Here is an 18,591-nt window from a genome sequence, read left to right as displayed (position 1 = left end):
CGGCGCGGTACTACGGCGGCGAGACGGCGGCCGCACTCGCCCTGCTCGGAACGCTCGCCGAATTCGGGGTGCCGACGGCGCGGGCGGGAATCGCCGACGGGCTGTTCGCCGCAGAGCGTGCCGCGCGCTGGTCCGCTCCTGGTGCCCATCCCACGCGTGCTGACTCGGTGCGAGCTGATCCGGTGACCATCGTTCCCGCCGGCGAGACGGCCGCGTTCCTCGCCCCGCTGCCGGTCGGGCTGCTCGAAGATCCCGAGTTGGTGTCGCTACTCCCCCGGCTCGGCATCCGCACCCTCGGCGCGTTCGCCGGGCTGGACGAGGCCGATGTCGCCGCGCGCTTCGGACCGTTCGGCGCCCGACTGCACGCCCTCGCCGCCGGTCGTGACCCGCGGCCCGCGACCCCGCGCATCCCTCCGCGTGATGTCGACGCTGTCGTCGATTTCGAGCCCCCGCTCGACCGGGTCGACCAGATCGCCTTCGGCATCCGCACGGCGGCGGAGCGTTTTCTCGACGAGCTGCTCGAGCAGCGACTGGTCTGCACGGCGCTGCGCGTCGAACTGCTCGGCGCCGACGGCGAGAGCACCGAACGGGTCTGGTTGCATCCGCGGTCGTTCACGGCTTCGGAGGTGGTAGATCGGGTTCGCTGGCAACTGGACGCCATCCAAGGTGAGCTGCGCTCCCCCGTCGCACGCGTGCGGCTCACCCCCGAGACCGTCGACCCGGTCGGCGCGCACGAGCGCGGAATCTGGGGCACCGGGCCCGACGAGGGCGTGCACTCCGGGTTGAGCCGGGTGCAGGGCATGCTCGGGCACGAGGGAGTGGGAACCGCAGTCCCGGCGGGCGGGCGCATGCCGGCCGACCGCCAGCAACGGGTCGCCTGGGGCGATCGCGCGGTGCTCACGCGCGATCCGCGGCGTCCGTGGCCGGGAGCGGTGCCCCCGCCGCATCCGGCCACGGTCTACGAGATCCCGCGGCAGATCACCGTCGAAGACGTGCGAGGCACTCCGGTGTCGGTCACCGAGCGCGGGGTGCTCAGTGCCTCCCCGGCGGTCATCGTGTCGGCGACCGGTGCCCGCCGCGACCTCACCGCCTGGGCGGGGCCGTGGCCGCTTGAGGAACGCTGGTGGGATCCGTCGACCGCCCGTACGGCCCAGCGGTTCCAGGTGGTGGATGCGCAGGGCGAGGCGTGGTTGCTCGTGCTCGACGCTCGAGGGTGGTGGGCGCATGGCCGCTACGACTGAGGTCTCGAGAGGACGACGCTGACATGGGTGGCTGGCACAACCCGCCGTACGACTGGAGCGAACTCGAACGGCGGATGTCGGGGCAGGCTCCGCGCTCCGACGGCGCGACGGCGCACAACCACCGGCCGCGGTACGAGGCACCGGCCCTCGAGAGTCCCGAAGAGCCGCTCATCCCCTACGCCGAACTCCACGTGCACTCGGCGTACTCGTTCCTCGACGGGGCGAGCATGCCCGAGCACCTCGTCGAAGAGGCGAAGCGCCTTCGGCTGGAGGCCATCGCACTCACCGACCACGACGGCTTCTACGGAGCGGTGCGATTCGCCGAGGCCGCGCTCGCACACGGGATGCCGAGCGTCTACGGCGCGGAACTCTCGCTTGGCCTGCGCACGCCGCAAAACGGCATCCCGGATCCCGAGGGAGCCCACCTGCTCGTGCTCGCCCGCGGCACCGAGGGCTATCACCGGCTGTCGAAGGCGCTCACCACGGGTCATCTCGGCGGCGGCGAGAAGGGCCGCCCGGTGTACGACCTCGACGCGCTCGGAGCCACCGCCGAGGGTCACTGGGCGGTGCTGAGCGGATGCCGTAAAGGCACGGTGCGGCAGGCGCTCGAAACCCACGGTCGGGATGCCGCAACGCGGGAACTGCGCACCCTCGTCGACAGGTTCGGTCGTGACAACGTGATCGTCGAGCTGACCGACCGCGGCGATCCGCTCGACTCCGACCGCAACGACGCCCTCGCCGGCATCGCGCACGACCTGAGCTTGCCGATTCTGGCGACCGGCAACGTGCACTACGCCCGGCCGGAACGCGCGCCGCTGGCGACCGCTCTCGCCGCTGTGCGGGCGCGCGCGAGCCTCGACCAGCATGAGCCCTGGCTGCCGGCGGCGGGCGGCGGCTTCCTGCGGTCGGGGTTTGAGATGGCCGCCCGATTCTCGCGCTACCCGGGAGCCGTCACCTACTCGGTCGAACTCGCCCGCGAGACGGCGTTCGCCTTGCGCAGTGTCACCCCGCGGCTGCCGCAACTCGACGTGCCCGCGGGGTTCGACCTCATGGGCTGGCTGACGCATGAAACGTGGCAGGCGGCCGCCCGGGTCTACGGACCAGACCTGCCCGACGGGCATCGCCGCCGCATCCAGAATGAGCTCAACGTCATCGCGGCGAAAGATTTCCCGGGTTACTTCCTGCTGGTGAAAGACATCGTCGACTTCGCGAAGGGGCGCGGCATCCTCTGCCAGGGTCGCGGTTCGGCCGCATCGAGCGCGGTCTGCTACCTGCTCGGCATCACGGCGATCGACGCGATTTTCTACGAGCTGCCGTTCGAGCGGTTCCTGTCGAGCATCCGCGACGAGGAGCCCGACATCGACGTCGATTTCGACTCCGACCGCCGGGAGGAGGTCATCCAGTACGTCTACCAGAAGTACGGGCGCGAGAACGCCGCGCAAGTCGCCAACGTCGTCACGTACACGCCGCGCAACGCCATCCGAGATATGGCGAAGGCGTTCGGGCACGGTTCGGGTCAGCAGGATGCCTGGTCGAAACGACTCGAACGGTGGGGCGACCCGATCGCCGAAGACCTGGCCGACATCCCGGGGCCGGTCCGCCAGCTCACGGGCGAGCTGCTCGGCTTTCCGCGGCATCTCGGCATCCATTCCGGCGGCATGGTGATGACCGAGCGGCCGATCGGCGAGGTCGTGCCGATCGAGCACGCACGCATGAAAGATCGCACCGTGTTGCAGTGGGAGAAAGACGACTGCGCCTGGATGGGGCTGGTCAAGTTCGATCTGCTGGGTCTGGGAATCCTGTCGGCCCTGCAGCACTCGTTCGAGCAGGTCCGCGCTGCCTTCGGCCGCGAGTTGACGCTCGCAACGATCCCCCGTGAAGAGCCGGGCACTTACGACGCGCTCTGCCGGGCCGACGCGATCGGTGTCTTCCAGGTGGAGTCGCGCGCGCAGATGGGCCTGCTCCCCCGGCTCCAGCCGCGAGCTTTCTACGACCTCGTCATCCAGATCGCGCTCATTCGACCCGGCCCGATTCAGGGTGGCGCCGTACACCCGTTCGTGCGTCGCAAACTGGGCGAACCGTTCGTGTACCTGCATCCCGAGCACGAGCCGATCCTCGGCCGCACCTTCGGGGTGCCGGTGTTCCAGGAGCAGGTGATCAAGATGGCGCGTGATCTCGCCGGACTCGACCCCGAGGAGGCCGACATGCTGCGACGCTCGCTCGGCTCCAAGCGCGGCAAGGTCAAGATCGGCACCCTGCGCGAGAAGCTCGAAGCCGGGCTGCGGGCGAAAGGGGTCGACGCTTCAGGCATCGCGACGATCTACGGGCAGATCGAGGCGTTCGCGAACTTCGGCTTCGCCGAGAGCCACGCCCTGAGTTTCGCGCTGCTCGTCTACGCCTCGTCGTGGCTCAAGCTGCACTACCCGGCGGCGTTCCTCGCCGGGTTGCTCCGAGCGCAGCCGATGGGTTTCTACTCCCCCGCGACCCTCGTCGCCGACACCCGCCGCCACGGCGTGGAGGTGCGGCGTCCCGACATCCTGCGCTCCGGGGTGTTCGCGCTGCTCGAGCCGCGGGAAGGGGAAGGAGTCGTTTCCGAAACCGGAATCGATGGATGCTTCGGCGACCAGCCGCCCGTGCCGGTGTTCGATCCGCTCGCCGCCGATCGCACCGCGGAGCATCGACGTGACGGCAACGCCGCGGTGCGGATCGGGCTCGCTGGAGTCCGCGGAATCGGCGAGTCGGTGGCGAAACGTATCGTCGCCGAACGTGACGGCCCGCGCGGCCCGTTCACCTCGATGGAAGACCTCGTACGCCGTGTCGGCCTTTCGTCGGCGCAGCTCGAGGCGCTCGCATCCGCGGATGCGTTCGAAGGATTCGACCTCGGGCGGCGCGAGGCGCTGTGGCGCGCCGGGGCGGCAGCGGGTGATCGAGCCGAGTTCCTGCCCTCGAGCATCGTCACAGTACAGCCACCGCTGTTCGCCGATCCGACCTCGTTCGAGATCCTGCGCGAGGACCTGTGGGCGACCGGTATCTCGGTCGACGACCACCCCGTCGCGCACCTGCGCGAGGCTCTCGACGAACGGGGTGTGCTGCCGTCGTCGGCGCTGCGCACCCACGAGGCCGGGAGGCGCGTCGAGGTCGCCGGTCTCGTCACCCACCGGCAGCGGCCGGGCACGGCGAGCGGCATCACCTTCATGAATCTCGAAGACGAGCACGGCTGGGTCAACGTCATCTGCTCGGTCGGAGTGTGGAAGCGCTACCGCCGCATCGCCCGCGAGTCGCCGGCCCTACTCGTGCGCGGCATCCTCGAACGCTCCGCCGAGGGCGTCACCAACCTGCTCGCCGACGCCTTCGAGCCGCTCAGCGCGGGGGTGCTGCACCGCTCGCGTGACTTCCACTGATCACCCCTGTTCGGAGCGCACCCCGAAACGGATTGTGCCGCGAAGGGGGACACGCGGCCGCCAGTGACCCGGTCTATCCTGACGACGAGTTCAGATAACCTCACCCGAAGGGCCAAGAACGTGTCATCGATCCTGCGCGCTGCCCTGCGTGCCTGGTACGCATTTCGGCTCCTCGAGCTGCGGAAGCACCGCCGTCCCCAGGACTCCGCAGTCACCCGTTCTGGCGATCCCCGCGCCGACCGGGTCCTTCTGCTCGGTAACGGCTTCACCCACGGTTGGGGTGTCGACTCCCATCGCAGCGCCCTCACCGGACGCCTCGCCGACGCGCTCGGCGACCGCACCGGCCGAAGCTGCGATCTGGATGTCGTTGGCGCCGAATCGATGAACATGCGGTCCTCGCTCGCCTGGGTGGGCGACCGCGACCTCGCTGCCTTCGACGCCTTCGTCATCTCGGTGGGTCTCAACGATGCCCTGCGCCGCACACCTGTCGAGGAGTGGGAGCGCGGTCTGCGCGACCTGCTCTCGTCCGTGGTCGCACGTCTGCGACCTAAGGGGTCCGCGCTCGTCGTCGGCATCCCTCCCGTTGACGCTCTGCCCGCATTCGATGGACTGGCAGCGCGGATCGCTGCGCGACATCGCACGCGAATCAACGCCGCGACAGCGCGGGTCGCCGCCGAGTATCGAGTCAGCTATCTCGACATCGGGGAGTTCTCGAAAGACCGCCGCGGGCGACTGACTGCGGCAGCCGTCTACACCCAACTCGGAGCGCGTATCGCGAACGAGTTGGCACCGCTGGTGATTGCGTCACGGCCCGAGGACGACGAACGTGCGCCGCAGGCCGACCCGATCTGGCAGTGGAGTGGCACCGAAGAGGTCGTGACACTCGCCACTCAAGGCGGCTCGAAGGTGCTTCGACGTCTCGCCGAGACGGCTCAAAAGGTCTTCAAGGTCGAACTCGCCGTGGTGAGTCTCGTCAACGGCGACCGGCTCTACTACGCCAACAACACCGACGTCATGCCGGAGTCTGTCCCGCTGGACTTGTCGTTCTGCCAGTACACCGTCGCGTCCGGGAGCCCGGTCATCATCCCCAATGTCAGTGCCGATGCCCGCTTCGCCGACAACCCGCTGACCGAGCTCTCGTACATCAACTTCTACGCCGGATACCCGCTGCACGCGTCTGACGGCACGGTCATCGGATCATTCTGCTTGCAGGGTTCGCGCTCGCGTCCCGGCGAGTCCGTTTCGCTCGAGGCGCTTCGCGGCATGGCTCTGCAGGCCGAGGCCGAGCTGCGGCGCTACGAGAAGGCGCAGCCGGCCGCACCGGTGGGACCTGCCTACACGTTGTGAGGCGACGAGCCCGGCTGTGCGGCGTCAAGACGACGCAGGCGCATTCGCGCGAAGTCCTGCGCTCGTGGCCCTGAGCCGATCGAACGCTGAGCGACGCGCAACACCACTCCGGTCAGCGCCCTGACCGGAAGAATGGTGCGTCGAACGCCGAGTAGACGGCGATAGGGCGCCGGAATCGTCGACACCGCCGCGGCGAACAACGCGCGATACGCGATTCCCAGCGTTCCCCGGAAGGGAGGTCGCTTGAGAAACCGCACAACGTCGGCGACGCGCTCGTCACCCCGCAGTTCGCCGCGCTCAAGGTAGCCGTCGCGTCGGGCGCGCAGTTCGTCGGCGGAGAGCGGTGGTGCCTCGACGCCCATGAGGCGCCCGGCGGTCGCCCAGTCGCGTACGTAGGCATCCGCGCCGCCCGGGATGGGGCCGCCCCACGTCTCGTGGCAGGTCAGGAAAGCGTCGGCGAAGGTGACGTGTACCCAGTCGACGAGATCCCCATCGGTGGCCGAGTAGTGCCGTGGGGAGCCGTCCCCTGCGGCGTACTCGCCCGCGACCCGCGCGTGCAGACGTCCTACTCGGCTCGTCTCGCGGCCGGCTTGATCCGTCGACCCGAACGTGAGCACCACGATCCAGCGCACCGTGCCGGAGAGACGCCCGAGCGGGTCTTCGCGGTAGCGCGACCAGTCGTGCACTCCCGCCATCGCCCCGGGATGCAGCGCCTGCATGAGGAGCGCCCGGATGCCGGCGACGAAGGTGCCCATCCCGGCATGCACGATCCACGGCGCGGAGTCCTCAGCGAAGTACCCCGCATCGTCGCCCTGGGCCAGTTCGAGTACGTAGGGCGCCGTACCGTCAGGATGCCCGGCGACGGCGGTCAACAGCTTCGCCCGGAGCGTCTCCCGTGCCATCAGCGTCCGTTGATCCGCTTGCGGAGGATGTCGATGCGGGCCTGCAGTTGGGCCACAGTCGCGCGGGAGACCTCGGGCCCCCCGCTGAGCCGGCGCACTTCGGCGTGCACCTGGGCGTGGGTCTCGCCCGCGGTTCGCGCCCAGATCGAGACGAGACTGTTGAGCAGCTTGCGTTGCTCGGAAAGCGAACGGTGGAGGGGCAACGGCGCCTGCCGTTCGGGATCGTCGCGCGACCGCTCGATTCCGCGGCGCTGCTGGCGGGCCTGTCGTAGCTTGAGCAGGCGGCTGACATCTTCCGGTTCGAGGATGCCCGGGATGCCGATGAATTCCCACTCCTCCGGGCTGCCCGGTTCGGCAAGGGTGCCGAAGTCTTCTCCGTCGTAGAGCACCTTCTCGAACGTCGCGACCGAGCTGAGCGCCTGCCACTCGTACTCGTCGAGGAGTTCGGCCGATGCCGCTTCGCGTTCCAGCGCCCGCTCGAGACTCTCGTCGTCGAGTAGACCGTCGTCGGCCCGCTCCCGGTCGAGAGCATGATCGCGCTCGCGTTCGAGTTCGGCGGCGAGGGTCAGCAGAATCGGCACGCTCGGCACGAAGATCGACGCGAGCTCGCCGCGCCGCCGGGTGCGCACGAACCGCCCGACGGCTTGAGCGAAGTACAGCGGAGTCGACGCGCTCGTCGCGTAGACGCCGACCATGAGGCGGGGCACGTCGACGCCTTCCGACACCATCCGCACCGCGACCATCCAGCGTTGGGAGCCGGTCGCGAAGTTCTGGATCTTCTCGCTGCCACCCGCCTCGTCGCTGAGCACGACCGTGGGCACGTGCCCGGTGAGATCGGTGAGGATCGTCGCGTAGGCGCGGGCGGTGACATGGTCGGTCGCGATGACCAGCCCACCCGCATCGGGAACGTCCCGACGCACCTCAGTGAGCCGACGGTCGGCGGCGGCCAACACCGCCGGTATCCAGTCGCCGTCGGGATCGAGCGCCGCCCGCCAAGCCTGCGCGGTGATGTCGGCAGTATCGCCTTGGCCGAGGGATGCCTCCATCTCGTCGCCTTGCCGAGTGCGCCAGCGCATTGATCCGGCGTACGACAGAAACATCACCGGCCGCACGATGCCGTCGGCGAGGGCGCGGCCGTAGCTGTAGGCGTAGTCGGTCTGCGACAGGCGGATGCCGCGCTCGTCGCGCAGGTACGCAACGAATGGGATGGGCGCGGTGTCGGAGCGGAACGGCGTGCCGGTGAGCGACAGCCGACGGGTCGCGCCCTCGAAGGACTCGCGAATGGCGTCACCCCACGACAGCGAGTCGCCGCCGTGATGCACCTCGTCGAGGATCACGAGGGAGCGCTTCGACTCGGTGAGCGCCTTGTGCAGCGACGGCCGCACCGCTACCTGGGCGTACGTGACGGCGACTCCGTGATAAGGGCGGGATTCGCGCGAATGCCTATTGCTGAACCGCGGATCGAGACGGATGCCGGCACGGTGCGCGGCATCCGCCCACTGGATCTTGAGGTGCTCGGTCGGCGCCACCACGGTGACGCGGTCGATGACCTTGTTCTTCAGCAGTTCGGAGGCGAGGCGCAGCGCGAATGCGGTCTTGCCGGAGCCCGGGGTCGCCGAGACGAGGAAGTCGCGGGCGTCACGCCGCAGGTACTCGGCGAGGGCCTCCTCCTGCCAGGCGCGCAGTTTCGCGACGGTTCCCCAGGGCGCGCGTTCGGGAAAGCTCGGCGAGAGGTGTTCGGCGGCCGTGGTCGCCCGGAAGACCGGGGATTCCGAGGGCTCGCTCACTTGATCAGACGTTACTCGTTGCGACCGACACAGACTCGCCTTAGACTCAGCCGAGTGGGGTCGAATGTGGGTGCGGATGTGCCCGGGCGACGCTACCTGAAGCCAGGACGGTTCACGACCCGAGTCCTAAACCCCCTCATCAGCTGGTTGGTGCGCCGCGGTGCGAATCTCGGCGGCGCCGCGATCCTCGAAGTCGTTGGGCGCCGGAGCGGAGAACCGCGTCGCACCCCCGTCAACCCGTTTCCGCTAGGTGGGGAGCGATATCTGGTCGCGCCCCGCGGCGAGACCGAGTGGGTGCGCAACATCCGAGCGTCCGGGGCGGCGGCGTTGAGCCGGGGGCGGCATCGCGAGGCGATCACTGTTGCCGAGGTGTCCGACGCCAACAAGCTCCCGATCATCCGCGCATATCTCAAGGCGGTGGGGGTCGGTGCTTTCTTCGAAGGGCTCTCGGCCAAGTCCTCCGACGACGAGGTTCGTGCCGTGGTTGCCGGGTTCCCGGTGTTCCGGATCGCTCGCGCGAGCTAGGTCGGCTCACCGCGCATCGGCATCCGCCGCTCGGGGTCGTCGCCGAGCAGGGTCGCGGGACGCACCAGGGCTCGGCCGAACTTCGCCGCGATCGCATCGACGGCGTGCTCGGCTTCGCGCCAGTCGCCATCGTCGTCCCACAGCGCCAGGTCGGCGACGCGGCCAGTGAGCTGTTCGCCGCGTACTCCGAGCAATCGAATCGGCTCACCTGAGCGCCCCGACTCGGCGTAGAGCGAACGAGCCTCCTCGTAGATGCGTCGGCCGAGGTCGGTCGGCTCGCCGAGAGTTCGGGATCGGCTGATCGTCGAAAAGTCGTCGAACCGCAGTTTGAGCGCGATCGTGCGGGCCTGCACGCCGGCTCGGCGCAGTCGTACCCCGACGGCATTCGCCAGGCGCAGCATCTCTTTCTCGAGTTCGGCAACGTTGGAGATGTTCGTCTCGAAGGTGCGCTCGTGGCCGATGCTCTTCTCGGTGTGCTCGGTGACGACTACGCGCGGGTCGCGGCCCCACGACAGCGCGTGGAAGTGGGCCGCCATCGCCGGCCCGATAGCACGGGTCAACGCCTCGATCGGGATGCTCGCGACATCGCCGACGGTGCGCAGGCCGAGGCGGTCCAGCTTCTCGGCGGTTTTCGCGCCGACCCCCCACAGCGCCGAAATCGGCTGCGGGTGTAGGAAAGCCAGGGTGTCGGACTCGGGCACAACGAGCAGCCCGTCAGGTTTCGCGCGGCTCGAGGCGAGCTTTGCGACGTACTTCGTCGCTGCAGCGCCGACGGAGCAGCGCAGCCCCGTCTCGGCGAACACGCGCTCCCGGATGCGGGTGCCGATCTGCCAGGGAGTGCCCATCAGACGTCGGGCGCCCGCGACATCGAGAAAGGCTTCGTCGATGCCCAGCACCTCGACCAGCGGCGTGACGTCGCGGAAGAGGCCCATCACGATCGCCGAGTAGTGGGTGTAGCGGTCGTAGTGCGGCTCGAGCACGACCGCGTGCGGGCAGCGCCGGAGGGCGACGGCCATCGGCATCGCCGAGTTGACCCCGAACTTGCGGGCTTCGTAGGTCGCCGCGGTGACGACTGAGCGTGCCGAGGGATGCCCGACGATCACGGGCTTACCCACCAGTTCCGGATGCTCCAACAACTCGACAGACGCGAAGAAGGCATCCATGTCGACATGAAGCAGATGCGCTGTGAGGTCGTCGACGGGCGAGGCAGTGACCTGCCGCCCGGTGCCGTCCTGCTTGCCCACGCCGTCATCCTGTCACCGGCCGCCGTCACTGGCGGCCGTCACCGGCCGCAGTATGAGGAGCGCGGCCGGTGACGAGGATCAGGACTTTGTGCGGTTGCGCGTGATGAGACCGAAGATCAGCAGCACGATGACCGAACCGCCGATGGCGAGCAGCCAGCTGTAGATCGAGAAGAACTCGGTCATCGGCTGGTTGAAGAGCTGCGTTCCGATGAAGCCACCGAGGGCCGCGCCGGCGAGGCCCAACAGGATCGTCACGATCCAGCCGTGCTTCTGCTTCAGGATCAGCTTGGCGATGATGGCCGCGATCAAGCCGAGGATGAGGAAGGGGATGAAACTCACGACAACCTCCTGAGGGGGCGCGCATCTCGCGTCCGCGATCAGTCAATCACCAGCAGCCGTCCAGACGAAGAAGCCGGGCGGTTGAATCGCCCGGCTTCTTCGTATCGCCCCTCTAGGCGCGGGTGCGGCTCCCGCGCGTGGCGAGGCCGTAGATCAGCAGCACGAGGATCGCGCCGAGGATTGCCACGATCCAGGTCTGAATTGACCAGAACGTCTCGAGTCCAATGCCGAAGATGGCGCTTCCGATGAAGCCGCCAAGCAGCGCCCCGACGACGCCGAGGACCAGCGTGACCAGCCAGCCACCGCCCATCCGACCCGGCACAATTGCCTTCGCAATCGCACCGGCAATGAGGCCGAGAACGATCCATCCGAGAATTCCCACGGTGAACCTACTTTCTTGAACGAGGCGGGTCTCGCCTCGTGATCTAGACAAGCCGGTGCTCGGTCATCGGGCAAAGGTCTTGTGCAGCGTCGTCCAGTGAGATAGTGCTCGCATGCACGGTCCCCGACCATTCGTCATGATGGAGGAATGACCGTTCGCCACCCGTGGTCGCGTTACGTCGCGATCGGTGATTCCTTCACCGAGGGAATCGGCGACCCGGAACCCGCGAACCCTGGTGGTCACCGCGGCTGGGCCGACCGGGTCGCCGAGGTGCTCGCCTCCCAGGTCGAGAACTTCGCGTATGCCAACCTCGCCATCCGCGGCCGATTGTTGCAGCAGATCCTCGACGAGCAGGTGGATGCCGCGCTCGCGTTGCGCCCCGACCTCATCTCGATCTCGGCGGGCGGAAACGACATCATCCGCCCCGGCACCGATCCCGACGAGGTCGCCGCCCGGCTCGACAGCGGGATCGAGCGGCTGAGACGCGACGACGCGACGGTGGTCATGTTCAATGGCCCCGACATCGGCAGCACCCCGGTGCTTGGTCGCATGCGCGGCAAGGTGGCGATCTACAACGAGAATCTGCACGCCATCGCGAAGCGGCACGACGCGATCGTCGCCGACATGTGGGCGACCCGAGAGCTGACCGATTCGCGGATGTGGGCTCCCGACCGGCTCCACTTCTCCCCCGTCGGCCACCAGGCGATCGCCCGGATGGTGCTCGACGCCCTCAACGTCGCGAACGACCTCGAGCCGTTCGCGGCGGAGCCGCTCACTCGGCAGACCTGGCGGCAGGCCCGGATCGACGACATCGGCTGGGCGCGCGAACATTTCGCTCCCTGGATCCTCCGCCGCCTGCGCCGTGAGTCGTCTGGCGACGGCGTGACCCCGAAGCGCCCTGAGTTCTAGGGCGACCGCTCAGGGATCAGAAGAGCGCGACCGGGTTGGTGAGACGCCACCACGGTCCCGGATCGTCGAGGTCGGCCGAGAGTTCGAGGTCGACCCGCACCGTGGCGGGGCCGGATGTGAAGACGAGATCCCCGACGTCGGCGCCTGCCGTGCCGGTGCGCAGTACTTCGGTCACGACTTCGACGGTCACGGGGGCTCCGCCCCAGGTGAGCAGGGTGGCGCGCTCGGCGGCGATCGCCGCGACAGAATCCGCCCAGATCGGGTCGAAGGTCGCGAACGCCTCGGCGTCCGCTGCGACCTCGACTTCGGTGAAGTTCGCGACGGTGGAGCTGAGCAGCGCCAGGATGTCGCGGTCGATCACGTCGTGGTCCGGACCGCCGAGCACCACACCGATCACCGTGACGGTCGACTCTCCAACGCTGTAGTCGGCCGAGAACAGCAGGTTCGCGCCGAAGTCGTCGAGGGTGCCGGTCTTGATGCCGTCGACGCCGCCGAGCCCGAGCAACTCGTTGGTGTTGGGCAGCACGCCGAGGGGCGGCACATCGGTCGCCGGCGTCGCGACGATCTCGGCGATCACTGGATGGGCAAGGGCAATCCGCCCGAGCTCGACGAGTTGGTCGACCGGCGCGACGTTCGACCTGTCGATGCCGGTGGGCTCGTTGATCACGATCTGGTCGAGCCCGTTCTCGGAGAGCCAGGCGCGAGCGGCTGCCAGGAATGCGTCCTGCGAACCGAACGCCCACAGAGCCATGCTCGTCGTGTAGTTGTTCGCGGACTTGATGAGGGTCAGCTCGAGCAGCTGTCGCTCGGTGAATGCCATCCCGGCGCGCACGGTCGCGACGGTTCCGTTCTGGGCGAGATAGCTGCCGTAGAGGGCTGCATCGGCAGCTGTCATCGTCGCCGTCGGACCCGGCTCGCCGACCGCAAGCGGATGGGCGTCGAGCACGACGAGCGACGTGATGACTTTCGTGATGCTCGCCATCGGCAACGGTGTCGTCGCACCGCTCCGCGCGAGTACACCGGGGTAGCCGACGGCTCCGATGGCACTCGCGCCGTAAGCCGGGAAGGCGAGCGCGGGAACTTCGGGCGTCTCTTCGATCGGCGCCGACACCGTGACGAGCGCGGGCTTGAGGGGGGCGAGCAGAGTCAGCGGGAGGTAGGTGAGCGTCGCCAGCAGAAGCCCGAGGCCGCCGAACACGGCGATGCGGCGCCTCAGGTACACCTGCCGACGGGTCAACGGGCGACTCGGTGGCACCCGTCGACCCTAAACGGTCGACGACCCGATTGTGGTCAGCAGCACGCGGTCAGGCGCGACCGCCGTCGACGCTCCTGATGATGACCTGCTCGTCTTCGGGTACCAGCACCTGGGTGTCGCGGTTGAGGCTTTCGCCGCGGAAGAACGGTCGCGACTGGTGGAACAGCGCCCAGACGACCATGAGCACGACGCCGAGCAGCAGTGAGCCGATGCCGATCACGAAGACGCCACCCACCCCGAGCAGCACCGTGTAGCCGTAGTCGGGGTCGAGCATGTCGATCGCACTCTTGACGAACGCACCCGTCAGGATCAGCGCGCCGAGCAACGGGAACAGGAACTTGAAGAAGAAGCTGTGCGCGTTGACGAAGAGCTCCTTGCGGAAGTACCAGACGCAGGCGTAGCCGGTCAGGCCGTAGTAGAACGCGATCGCGAGCCCGAGCGAGTAGATCGAGTCGGCCAGGAAGTTCTCGCTGATCAACGTCATTCCGACGTAGAAGGCGGTCGCGACAATGCCCATGACGAGTGTCGCGAAGCCGGGCGTGTGATATTTCGGATGCACCCTCGCGAACCGGGCGGGCAAGGCCTTGTAGACGGCCATCGACAGCGTGCCGCGCGCGGTGGGCAGGATGGTCGTCTGCGTCGACGAGATCGCGGAGATCATCACGGCCAGCACGAGAAGCCACGCCCACGGGCCGAACAACGCGTCCTTGAGCGCGAAGAACACATCGTCGACCTCGCTCAGGTGGTCGGTGCCGGCATAGGCGAGGGCCGCGACGGTAACTCCCACGTACGTGATGACGAGCACGACCGTGGAAATGAGGGCGGCGCGACCGGGAATGCGCTTGGGATCTTTCGTCTCTTCGTTGAGGGCGAGGCAGGTGTCCCAGCCCCAGTAGATGAAGAGCGCGAGCAGGATAGCGGCGGTGAAGCCCTCGAACGACTCGAAGCCGAAGGGGTTGAACCAGTCGGCGGAGATCGGAGTCGCCTCGACCGAAGTGCCGTTGGCAAGGGCAATGACGACGAAAACGACGAAGAGCACAAGGGCCAGATACTGGATACCGAGCAGGACGTTCTGCAACCGCTCGCCGATCTCGACCCCGCGGTACGACACGTAGACCATCGCAGCGAGGAAGATCACGCCGGTGAGGGTGACGATCCAGGTCTCCTCGGCGAAGCTCTCGAGACCGAGCAGCGGGCCGACGAGGTACCAGAAGTACAACCCGGCGATCTGGGCCAGGTTGCCCAGCACGATGATGCCGGCGACGGCAACACCCCACCCACCGATCCACCCGACCCACGGACCGAAGGCTTTCGTCGACCAGGTGAAGGTCGTGCCGCAGTCCGGCACGGCACGGTTGAGTTCCCGGTAGGCGAAGGCGATGAAGAACATCGGGACGAAGGCGAGGATGAACGCGATGGGGGCTTGCGCGCCAACCTCCGCGATCACGAACCCGAGGGTGGCGACGAGGGAATAGACGGGAGCTGTTGAAGCGAGGCCCATCACCGTCGAGCCGACGAGTCCGAGCTGGCCCTTTGCGAGTCCTTTGCCGGCACCCTTGCCGGTTGCCTCGCTGGTGGTGGTCGTCATGGGGCGACCCTAGTGCTCAGCACCCCGCAGGGACCAGAGGGCAACGGCGGCAGCTGCGGCGACGTTGAGGGAGTCGACTCCGTGGTCCATCGGGATCGTCACGATCACGTCGGCGGAGTCGAGCGCATCCCGGCTGAGACCGTCACCCTCCGTGCCGAGAACCAGCGCAACGCGTGGTGGAGCATTCCGGGCGAACGTGGCGAGATCGACGGCGCGGTCGTCGAGGGCGAGGGCCGCGATCTGGAATCCTGCCGCACGCAACTCGGGGGCGGCGACATCCCACTCCCCCAGACGCGTCCACGGCACCTGAAGCACGGCGCCCATGCTCACCCGTACCGAACGTCGGTAGAGCGGGTCGGCGCACCGGGGCGTGACGAGCACGGCATCCGCCCCCATGCCGGCAACGGCCCGGAAGATGGCACCGACATTGGTGTGGTCGACGATGTCCTCGAGCACGACGACTCGGCGGGCGTCGCGCAACACGTCGGCGACTTCCGGAAGCGGGGGGCGGTGCATCGATGCGAGCGCACCGCGATGCATCACGAAACCGGTGACGTACTCGAGCACCGCGGTGGTGCCGACATAGACCGGCACGTTCCACGACGCGAACAGCGGCTCGATTTCGGGGAGCCACTTCTCGAGCACCAGCACCGACCGGGGGCGGTGACCGGCCGCGAACGCACGCTCGATGACCTTGACCGACTCGGCGAGGTAGATCCCCTCTGCGGGCTCGCGCAACCGGCGGCGCACCACATCCGTCAGTTCGGTGTAATCGCGGAGCTCCGGAGCTGCGGGGTCGGTCACCGGGACGATGTGCACGGCGCGAGCCTACGGTGCGCGGCTGCGTCCTCACGGCAGTCGGAAACATCCCGGCAACTTGAAGGTTCTAGCCTTCGACAAGAGCCATGTCGAAGGAGGCACCGTGTCGATGATGACCCTGCCCGACCTCGACCCCGCCGTGCTCACGCTCGTCGACCAGGCGGAGCGGCTCCTCGTCGGCCGGCGGATCGCCGTACTCACCGGTGCCGGCGTGAGCACCGACTCTGGCATCCCGGACTACCGGGGCGTGGGCGCTCCCGTGCGCAGTCCGATGACGTTCCAGGTCTTTCTCGCCGACCAGCGAGCACGGCAGCGCTACTGGGCTGGCAGCCACCTCGGCTGGCGGTACTTTGCCGCCGCCGGACCGAACGCCGGTCACCTGGCCCTCGCCGAGCTGGAACTCGCCGACATCGTCAACGGCGTCATCACTCAGAACGTCGACGGGCTACACCTCCGGGCGGGGTCACGCCACGTGGTCGACGTGCACGGTTCGATGGATCGAGTGTTTTGCCTGTCCTGCGGCCAGCAGTTCGCCCGCGAGGACATCGCCGCGCGAATGACCCGTGAGAACCCCTGGCTCGCCGAACCCGACACCGTGAAGCTCAACCCGGACGGTGACGTCGACATCGACGCGGTCGGCGAAATGGTCGTCCCCTCGTGCACGGTGTGCGACGGGATACTGAAGCCCGACGTCGTGTTCTTCGGCGAACTCGTGCCGACCACTAAGTTCACTGCCGGTGCGGCCCTCATCCGGGCGGCCGACGCGTTCATCGTCGCCGGCTCGTCGCTCGTCGTGAACTCCGGGATCCGTCTGCTTGAGCAGGCGGTGCGGCGTCGGGTGCCGATCGTGATCGTCAATCGCGGCGAGACCAAAGGCGACTCGCGGGCGACGCTCAAGATCGATGCCGGCACGTCCGAGGTGCTCGGTGCGCTGAAGGAGCGGCTCGCCTCCTGATCCCGACCGTAGGATCGGGGGTGCTATGACCGATGTGTACCTCGTGCGCCACGGCGAGACCGAGTGGAACCGGCAGCGCCGTATCCAGGGGCTCACCGACATCCCCCTCAACGCCACCGGCCGCGAGCAGGCTCGACTGACGGGACTACTGCTCACTCGGCGACCGATTTCCCGCGTCGTCGCGAGCCCGTTAGGTCGAGCCCGAGAGACGGCCGAGATCATCGCGACCCAGATTGGCCTCGACGCGCCGCAGCTGCGCGAGGCGTTCGTCGAGCGCAACTACGGCGCCGCCGAGGGGCTCGACTTCCACGAGATCGATGTGCGCTACCCGCCCGGAGTCGACGTACCGGGCCGCGAGTCCCGAGAGGATGTCGCAGCACGGGTGATCCCAGCGCTGCAGACCCTCGCCGCCGAGCACCCAGGTGAGGCGATCGTTGTGGTGAGTCACGGTGGCGCGATCCGGGCTGCGCTCATGACTGCTGCGCCGGGGAGCGGTTTCGGACCGATCACCAACGGATCGGTGCACAGCTTCCACGTCGACGGCGCCGACCTTCGGCTGGTCGCTTTCGACGACCCGATCGAGCTGGCTGCGGTCGACCCTCGCGCGGGCGACATCGGCCTGCAGAACGCCGTGGAAGCCCGCGAATAGAGTCAGCCTTCGGCATCCTCGGGTCTCGGCTTCTGTGCGACGCGCCGCAGCACCTCGTAGAGCACGTCGGCGGAGCGGTTCCAGTCGAACAGCTGCGCCTGCACCCGTGCCGCCGTCGAGGCCTTCTTCCAGGCCGCCGCGTCGTTGAGCGTCCGCACGGCAGAGGCGAACGCGGTGGGGTCGCGCGGGTCGGCATAGACGCCGGCCTCGCCGCCGATCTCGCGGAAGATCGGGATGTCGCTCACCACGATCGGCGTTCCGACGCTCATCGCCTCAACGAGAGGGATGCCGAACCCTTCGTCGAGGGAGGCGTGCACAAGCGCGTGGGCTTTCTCGAGCAATTCGGCGTACTCCGCATCGCTGACCCCGTTGTGGAACTCGAGGGACGCCGGCGGTGCCAGTGCCTCGAGCCGGCTGCGTTCGTTGGCCGGAACCCGGCTGAGCAGGTGCAACCGGTAGCCGGGCAACTCGTGGAGGGCACGGGCGAGGGTCGAGACGTTCTTGTACGGCATGAAGGAACCCATGTAGACGAGGTTCCTGTCGGGCCCGGGGCGTCGCGCCGGCGGGTTGTCGGCGATCGGATCGGCGGCGTTGCGCACGACGGTCACCGGGCGGAGGGTGAGCCGATGCTCGGTGATGAGCGCCTTCGTCGTCTCGGACACGGTCACCACCTCGTCGGGTCGGTTGAGCGCCTTCCGCTGCGGGATCCAGGTGAGGTGGTAGGCCCACCAGCCGATGCGGATGTACCACGGGAGGTTCCGGGGCGGAGTGCGATGGCGGTGATAGATCAGGTCGTGCAGAGTGAGGACGAGCCCGTAGCGACGGCCAGCGGACCCCATCGTTTGCAGGGGACTGAAGACCGCATCCGGGTTCAGCGGATTCAGCTGTCGCGCGATCCACGGTTCGCGCAGACTCGTCTCGGCAGAGACCAGGTGCCATGGGAGGTCGGGCAGCAGGGTTAGCTGAGCCTCGTCACTGATCAGCATCTCCACGGGCATTCGTCGGCCCAGGGCCTCGACGAGTCGGGCCGAGTAGCGGCTGATGCCATCGTGGTGGCCGGAGCGCACGACATAGCGGCAGTCGAACAGGATCCTCACGCGCTGAGTTCCGTCACGAACGCGCGGATGGCGTGAGCCGCCGCGTCCGGCGTCTCGTAGTGGATGAGGTGGCCGACCCCGGGGATCACCACGAGTCGAGCGTCGGGGAAGACGTCGAGCATCGCGAACTGACCGGCCAACGGCGCGATCT

17 protein-coding genes are annotated in these 18,591 nt (G+C 68.1%); 7 read left to right on the top strand and 10 right to left on the bottom strand.

Annotated elements, in window-relative coordinates; genetic code table 11:
• From RMO30_RS01430 to RMO30_RS01420, 3 genes are all read left to right on the top strand, one after another.
• Positions 1–1,241 (top strand): DNA polymerase Y family protein (locus RMO30_RS01430; protein ID WP_309708523.1); only part of this gene is annotated, 1,241 nt, incomplete at its 5' end.
• A gap of 23 nt (positions 1,242–1,264) precedes the next feature.
• The gene (locus tag RMO30_RS01425; RefSeq protein ID WP_309708521.1) at positions 1,265–4,642 is read left to right on the top strand and encodes an error-prone DNA polymerase; all 3,378 of its coding nucleotides are present in this window, start codon (positions 1,265–1,267) and stop codon (positions 4,640–4,642) included.
• 120 nt (positions 4,643–4,762) lie between these two features.
• Positions 4,763–5,989 (top strand): GDSL-type esterase/lipase family protein, encoded by a 1,227-nt coding sequence (locus RMO30_RS01420; protein WP_309708518.1) that lies wholly within the window; start codon positions 4,763–4,765, stop codon positions 5,987–5,989.
• Here the strand turns inward: RMO30_RS01420 and RMO30_RS01415 are convergent.
• Positions 5,977–6,891: an oxygenase MpaB family protein gene (locus RMO30_RS01415; protein WP_309708516.1), complete on the bottom strand. Its 915-nt coding sequence runs from the start codon at positions 6,889–6,891 to the stop codon at positions 5,977–5,979. The two genes, RMO30_RS01420 and RMO30_RS01415, sit on opposite strands and share 13 nt — an antisense overlap.
• Positions 6,891–8,678 carry a DEAD/DEAH box helicase gene (locus tag RMO30_RS01410; RefSeq protein WP_309708513.1) on the bottom strand — a complete coding sequence of 596 codons (1,788 nt, stop codon included), beginning with the start codon at positions 8,676–8,678 and terminating at the stop codon, positions 6,891–6,893. The genes RMO30_RS01415 and RMO30_RS01410 overlap by 1 nt, the downstream gene beginning before the upstream one ends.
• A gap of 54 nt (positions 8,679–8,732) precedes the next feature.
• Between RMO30_RS01410 and RMO30_RS01405 the strand changes: the two genes are divergently transcribed.
• Positions 8,733–9,203: a nitroreductase family deazaflavin-dependent oxidoreductase gene (locus RMO30_RS01405; protein ID WP_309708510.1), complete on the top strand. Its 471-nt coding sequence runs from the start codon at positions 8,733–8,735 to the stop codon at positions 9,201–9,203.
• On the opposite strand, the gene dinB is transcribed toward RMO30_RS01405, so the two are convergent.
• From dinB to RMO30_RS01390, 3 genes are all read right to left on the bottom strand, one after another.
• Positions 9,200–10,447, bottom strand: a complete 1,248-nt coding sequence (dinB, locus tag RMO30_RS01400; protein WP_309708507.1) for a DNA polymerase IV — start codon at positions 10,445–10,447, stop codon at positions 9,200–9,202. The two genes, RMO30_RS01405 and dinB, sit on opposite strands and share 4 nt — an antisense overlap.
• A 78-nt stretch (positions 10,448–10,525) precedes the next feature.
• Positions 10,526–10,786 carry a GlsB/YeaQ/YmgE family stress response membrane protein gene (locus RMO30_RS01395; RefSeq protein WP_309708504.1) on the bottom strand — a complete coding sequence of 87 codons (261 nt, stop codon included), beginning with the start codon at positions 10,784–10,786 and terminating at the stop codon, positions 10,526–10,528.
• 112 nt (positions 10,787–10,898) lie between these two features.
• Positions 10,899–11,168: a GlsB/YeaQ/YmgE family stress response membrane protein gene (locus RMO30_RS01390; RefSeq protein ID WP_309708503.1), complete on the bottom strand. Its 270-nt coding sequence runs from the start codon at positions 11,166–11,168 to the stop codon at positions 10,899–10,901.
• Between the two features lie 147 nt (positions 11,169–11,315).
• On the opposite strand from RMO30_RS01390, the gene RMO30_RS01385 reads away from it, so the two are divergent.
• Entirely contained in the window at positions 11,316–12,077 is a 762-nt protein-coding gene (locus tag RMO30_RS01385) for an SGNH/GDSL hydrolase family protein (RefSeq protein WP_309708500.1), read from the top strand.
• Between the two features lie 16 nt (positions 12,078–12,093).
• Here RMO30_RS01385 and RMO30_RS01380 read toward each other — a convergent pair whose 3' ends face one another.
• Genes RMO30_RS01380 through RMO30_RS01370 form a run of 3 tightly spaced genes read right to left on the bottom strand, consistent with a single transcriptional unit; the run spans position 12,094 to position 15,739 of the window.
• Complete coding sequence (locus tag RMO30_RS01380) at positions 12,094–13,332, bottom strand: D-alanyl-D-alanine carboxypeptidase (RefSeq protein ID WP_309708497.1); 1,239 nt, start codon at positions 13,330–13,332, stop codon at positions 12,094–12,096.
• A gap of 49 nt (positions 13,333–13,381) precedes the next feature.
• On the bottom strand, positions 13,382–14,920 hold the full coding sequence (locus tag RMO30_RS01375; protein WP_309708494.1) for an APC family permease: 1,539 nt from the start codon (positions 14,918–14,920) through the stop codon (positions 13,382–13,384).
• Positions 14,921–14,929: 9 nt separating this feature from the next.
• The gene (locus RMO30_RS01370) at positions 14,930–15,739 is read right to left on the bottom strand and encodes an RNA methyltransferase (protein ID WP_309708493.1); all 810 of its coding nucleotides are present in this window, start codon (positions 15,737–15,739) and stop codon (positions 14,930–14,932) included.
• A 112-nt stretch (positions 15,740–15,851) separates the two neighbouring features.
• Here RMO30_RS01370 and RMO30_RS01365 point away from each other — a divergent pair, with 112 nt between their 5' ends.
• The gene (locus tag RMO30_RS01365; protein ID WP_309708525.1) at positions 15,852–16,694 is read left to right on the top strand and encodes a Sir2 family NAD-dependent protein deacetylase; all 843 of its coding nucleotides are present in this window, start codon (positions 15,852–15,854) and stop codon (positions 16,692–16,694) included.
• A gap of 25 nt (positions 16,695–16,719) precedes the next feature.
• Positions 16,720–17,343: a histidine phosphatase family protein gene (locus RMO30_RS01360; protein WP_309708490.1), complete on the top strand. Its 624-nt coding sequence runs from the start codon at positions 16,720–16,722 to the stop codon at positions 17,341–17,343.
• 2 nt (positions 17,344–17,345) lie between these two features.
• Here RMO30_RS01360 and RMO30_RS01355 read toward each other — a convergent pair whose 3' ends face one another.
• Together RMO30_RS01355 and RMO30_RS01350 are read right to left on the bottom strand one after the other, a co-directional pair.
• Positions 17,346–18,440, bottom strand: a complete 1,095-nt coding sequence (locus RMO30_RS01355; RefSeq protein WP_309708486.1) for a glycosyltransferase family 1 protein — start codon at positions 18,438–18,440, stop codon at positions 17,346–17,348.
• The coding region (locus tag RMO30_RS01350; RefSeq protein ID WP_397427869.1) for an alpha/beta fold hydrolase at positions 18,437–18,591 on the bottom strand (155 nt) is incomplete at its 5' end. The genes RMO30_RS01355 and RMO30_RS01350, both read right to left, overlap by 4 nt.

Origin of the sequence: Pseudolysinimonas sp., from assembly GCF_031389465.1 — a bacterium.
Lineage (GTDB): Bacteria > Actinomycetota > Actinomycetes > Actinomycetales > Microbacteriaceae > Pseudolysinimonas_A.
This window is presented reverse-complemented; position numbering and strand designations above follow the sequence as displayed.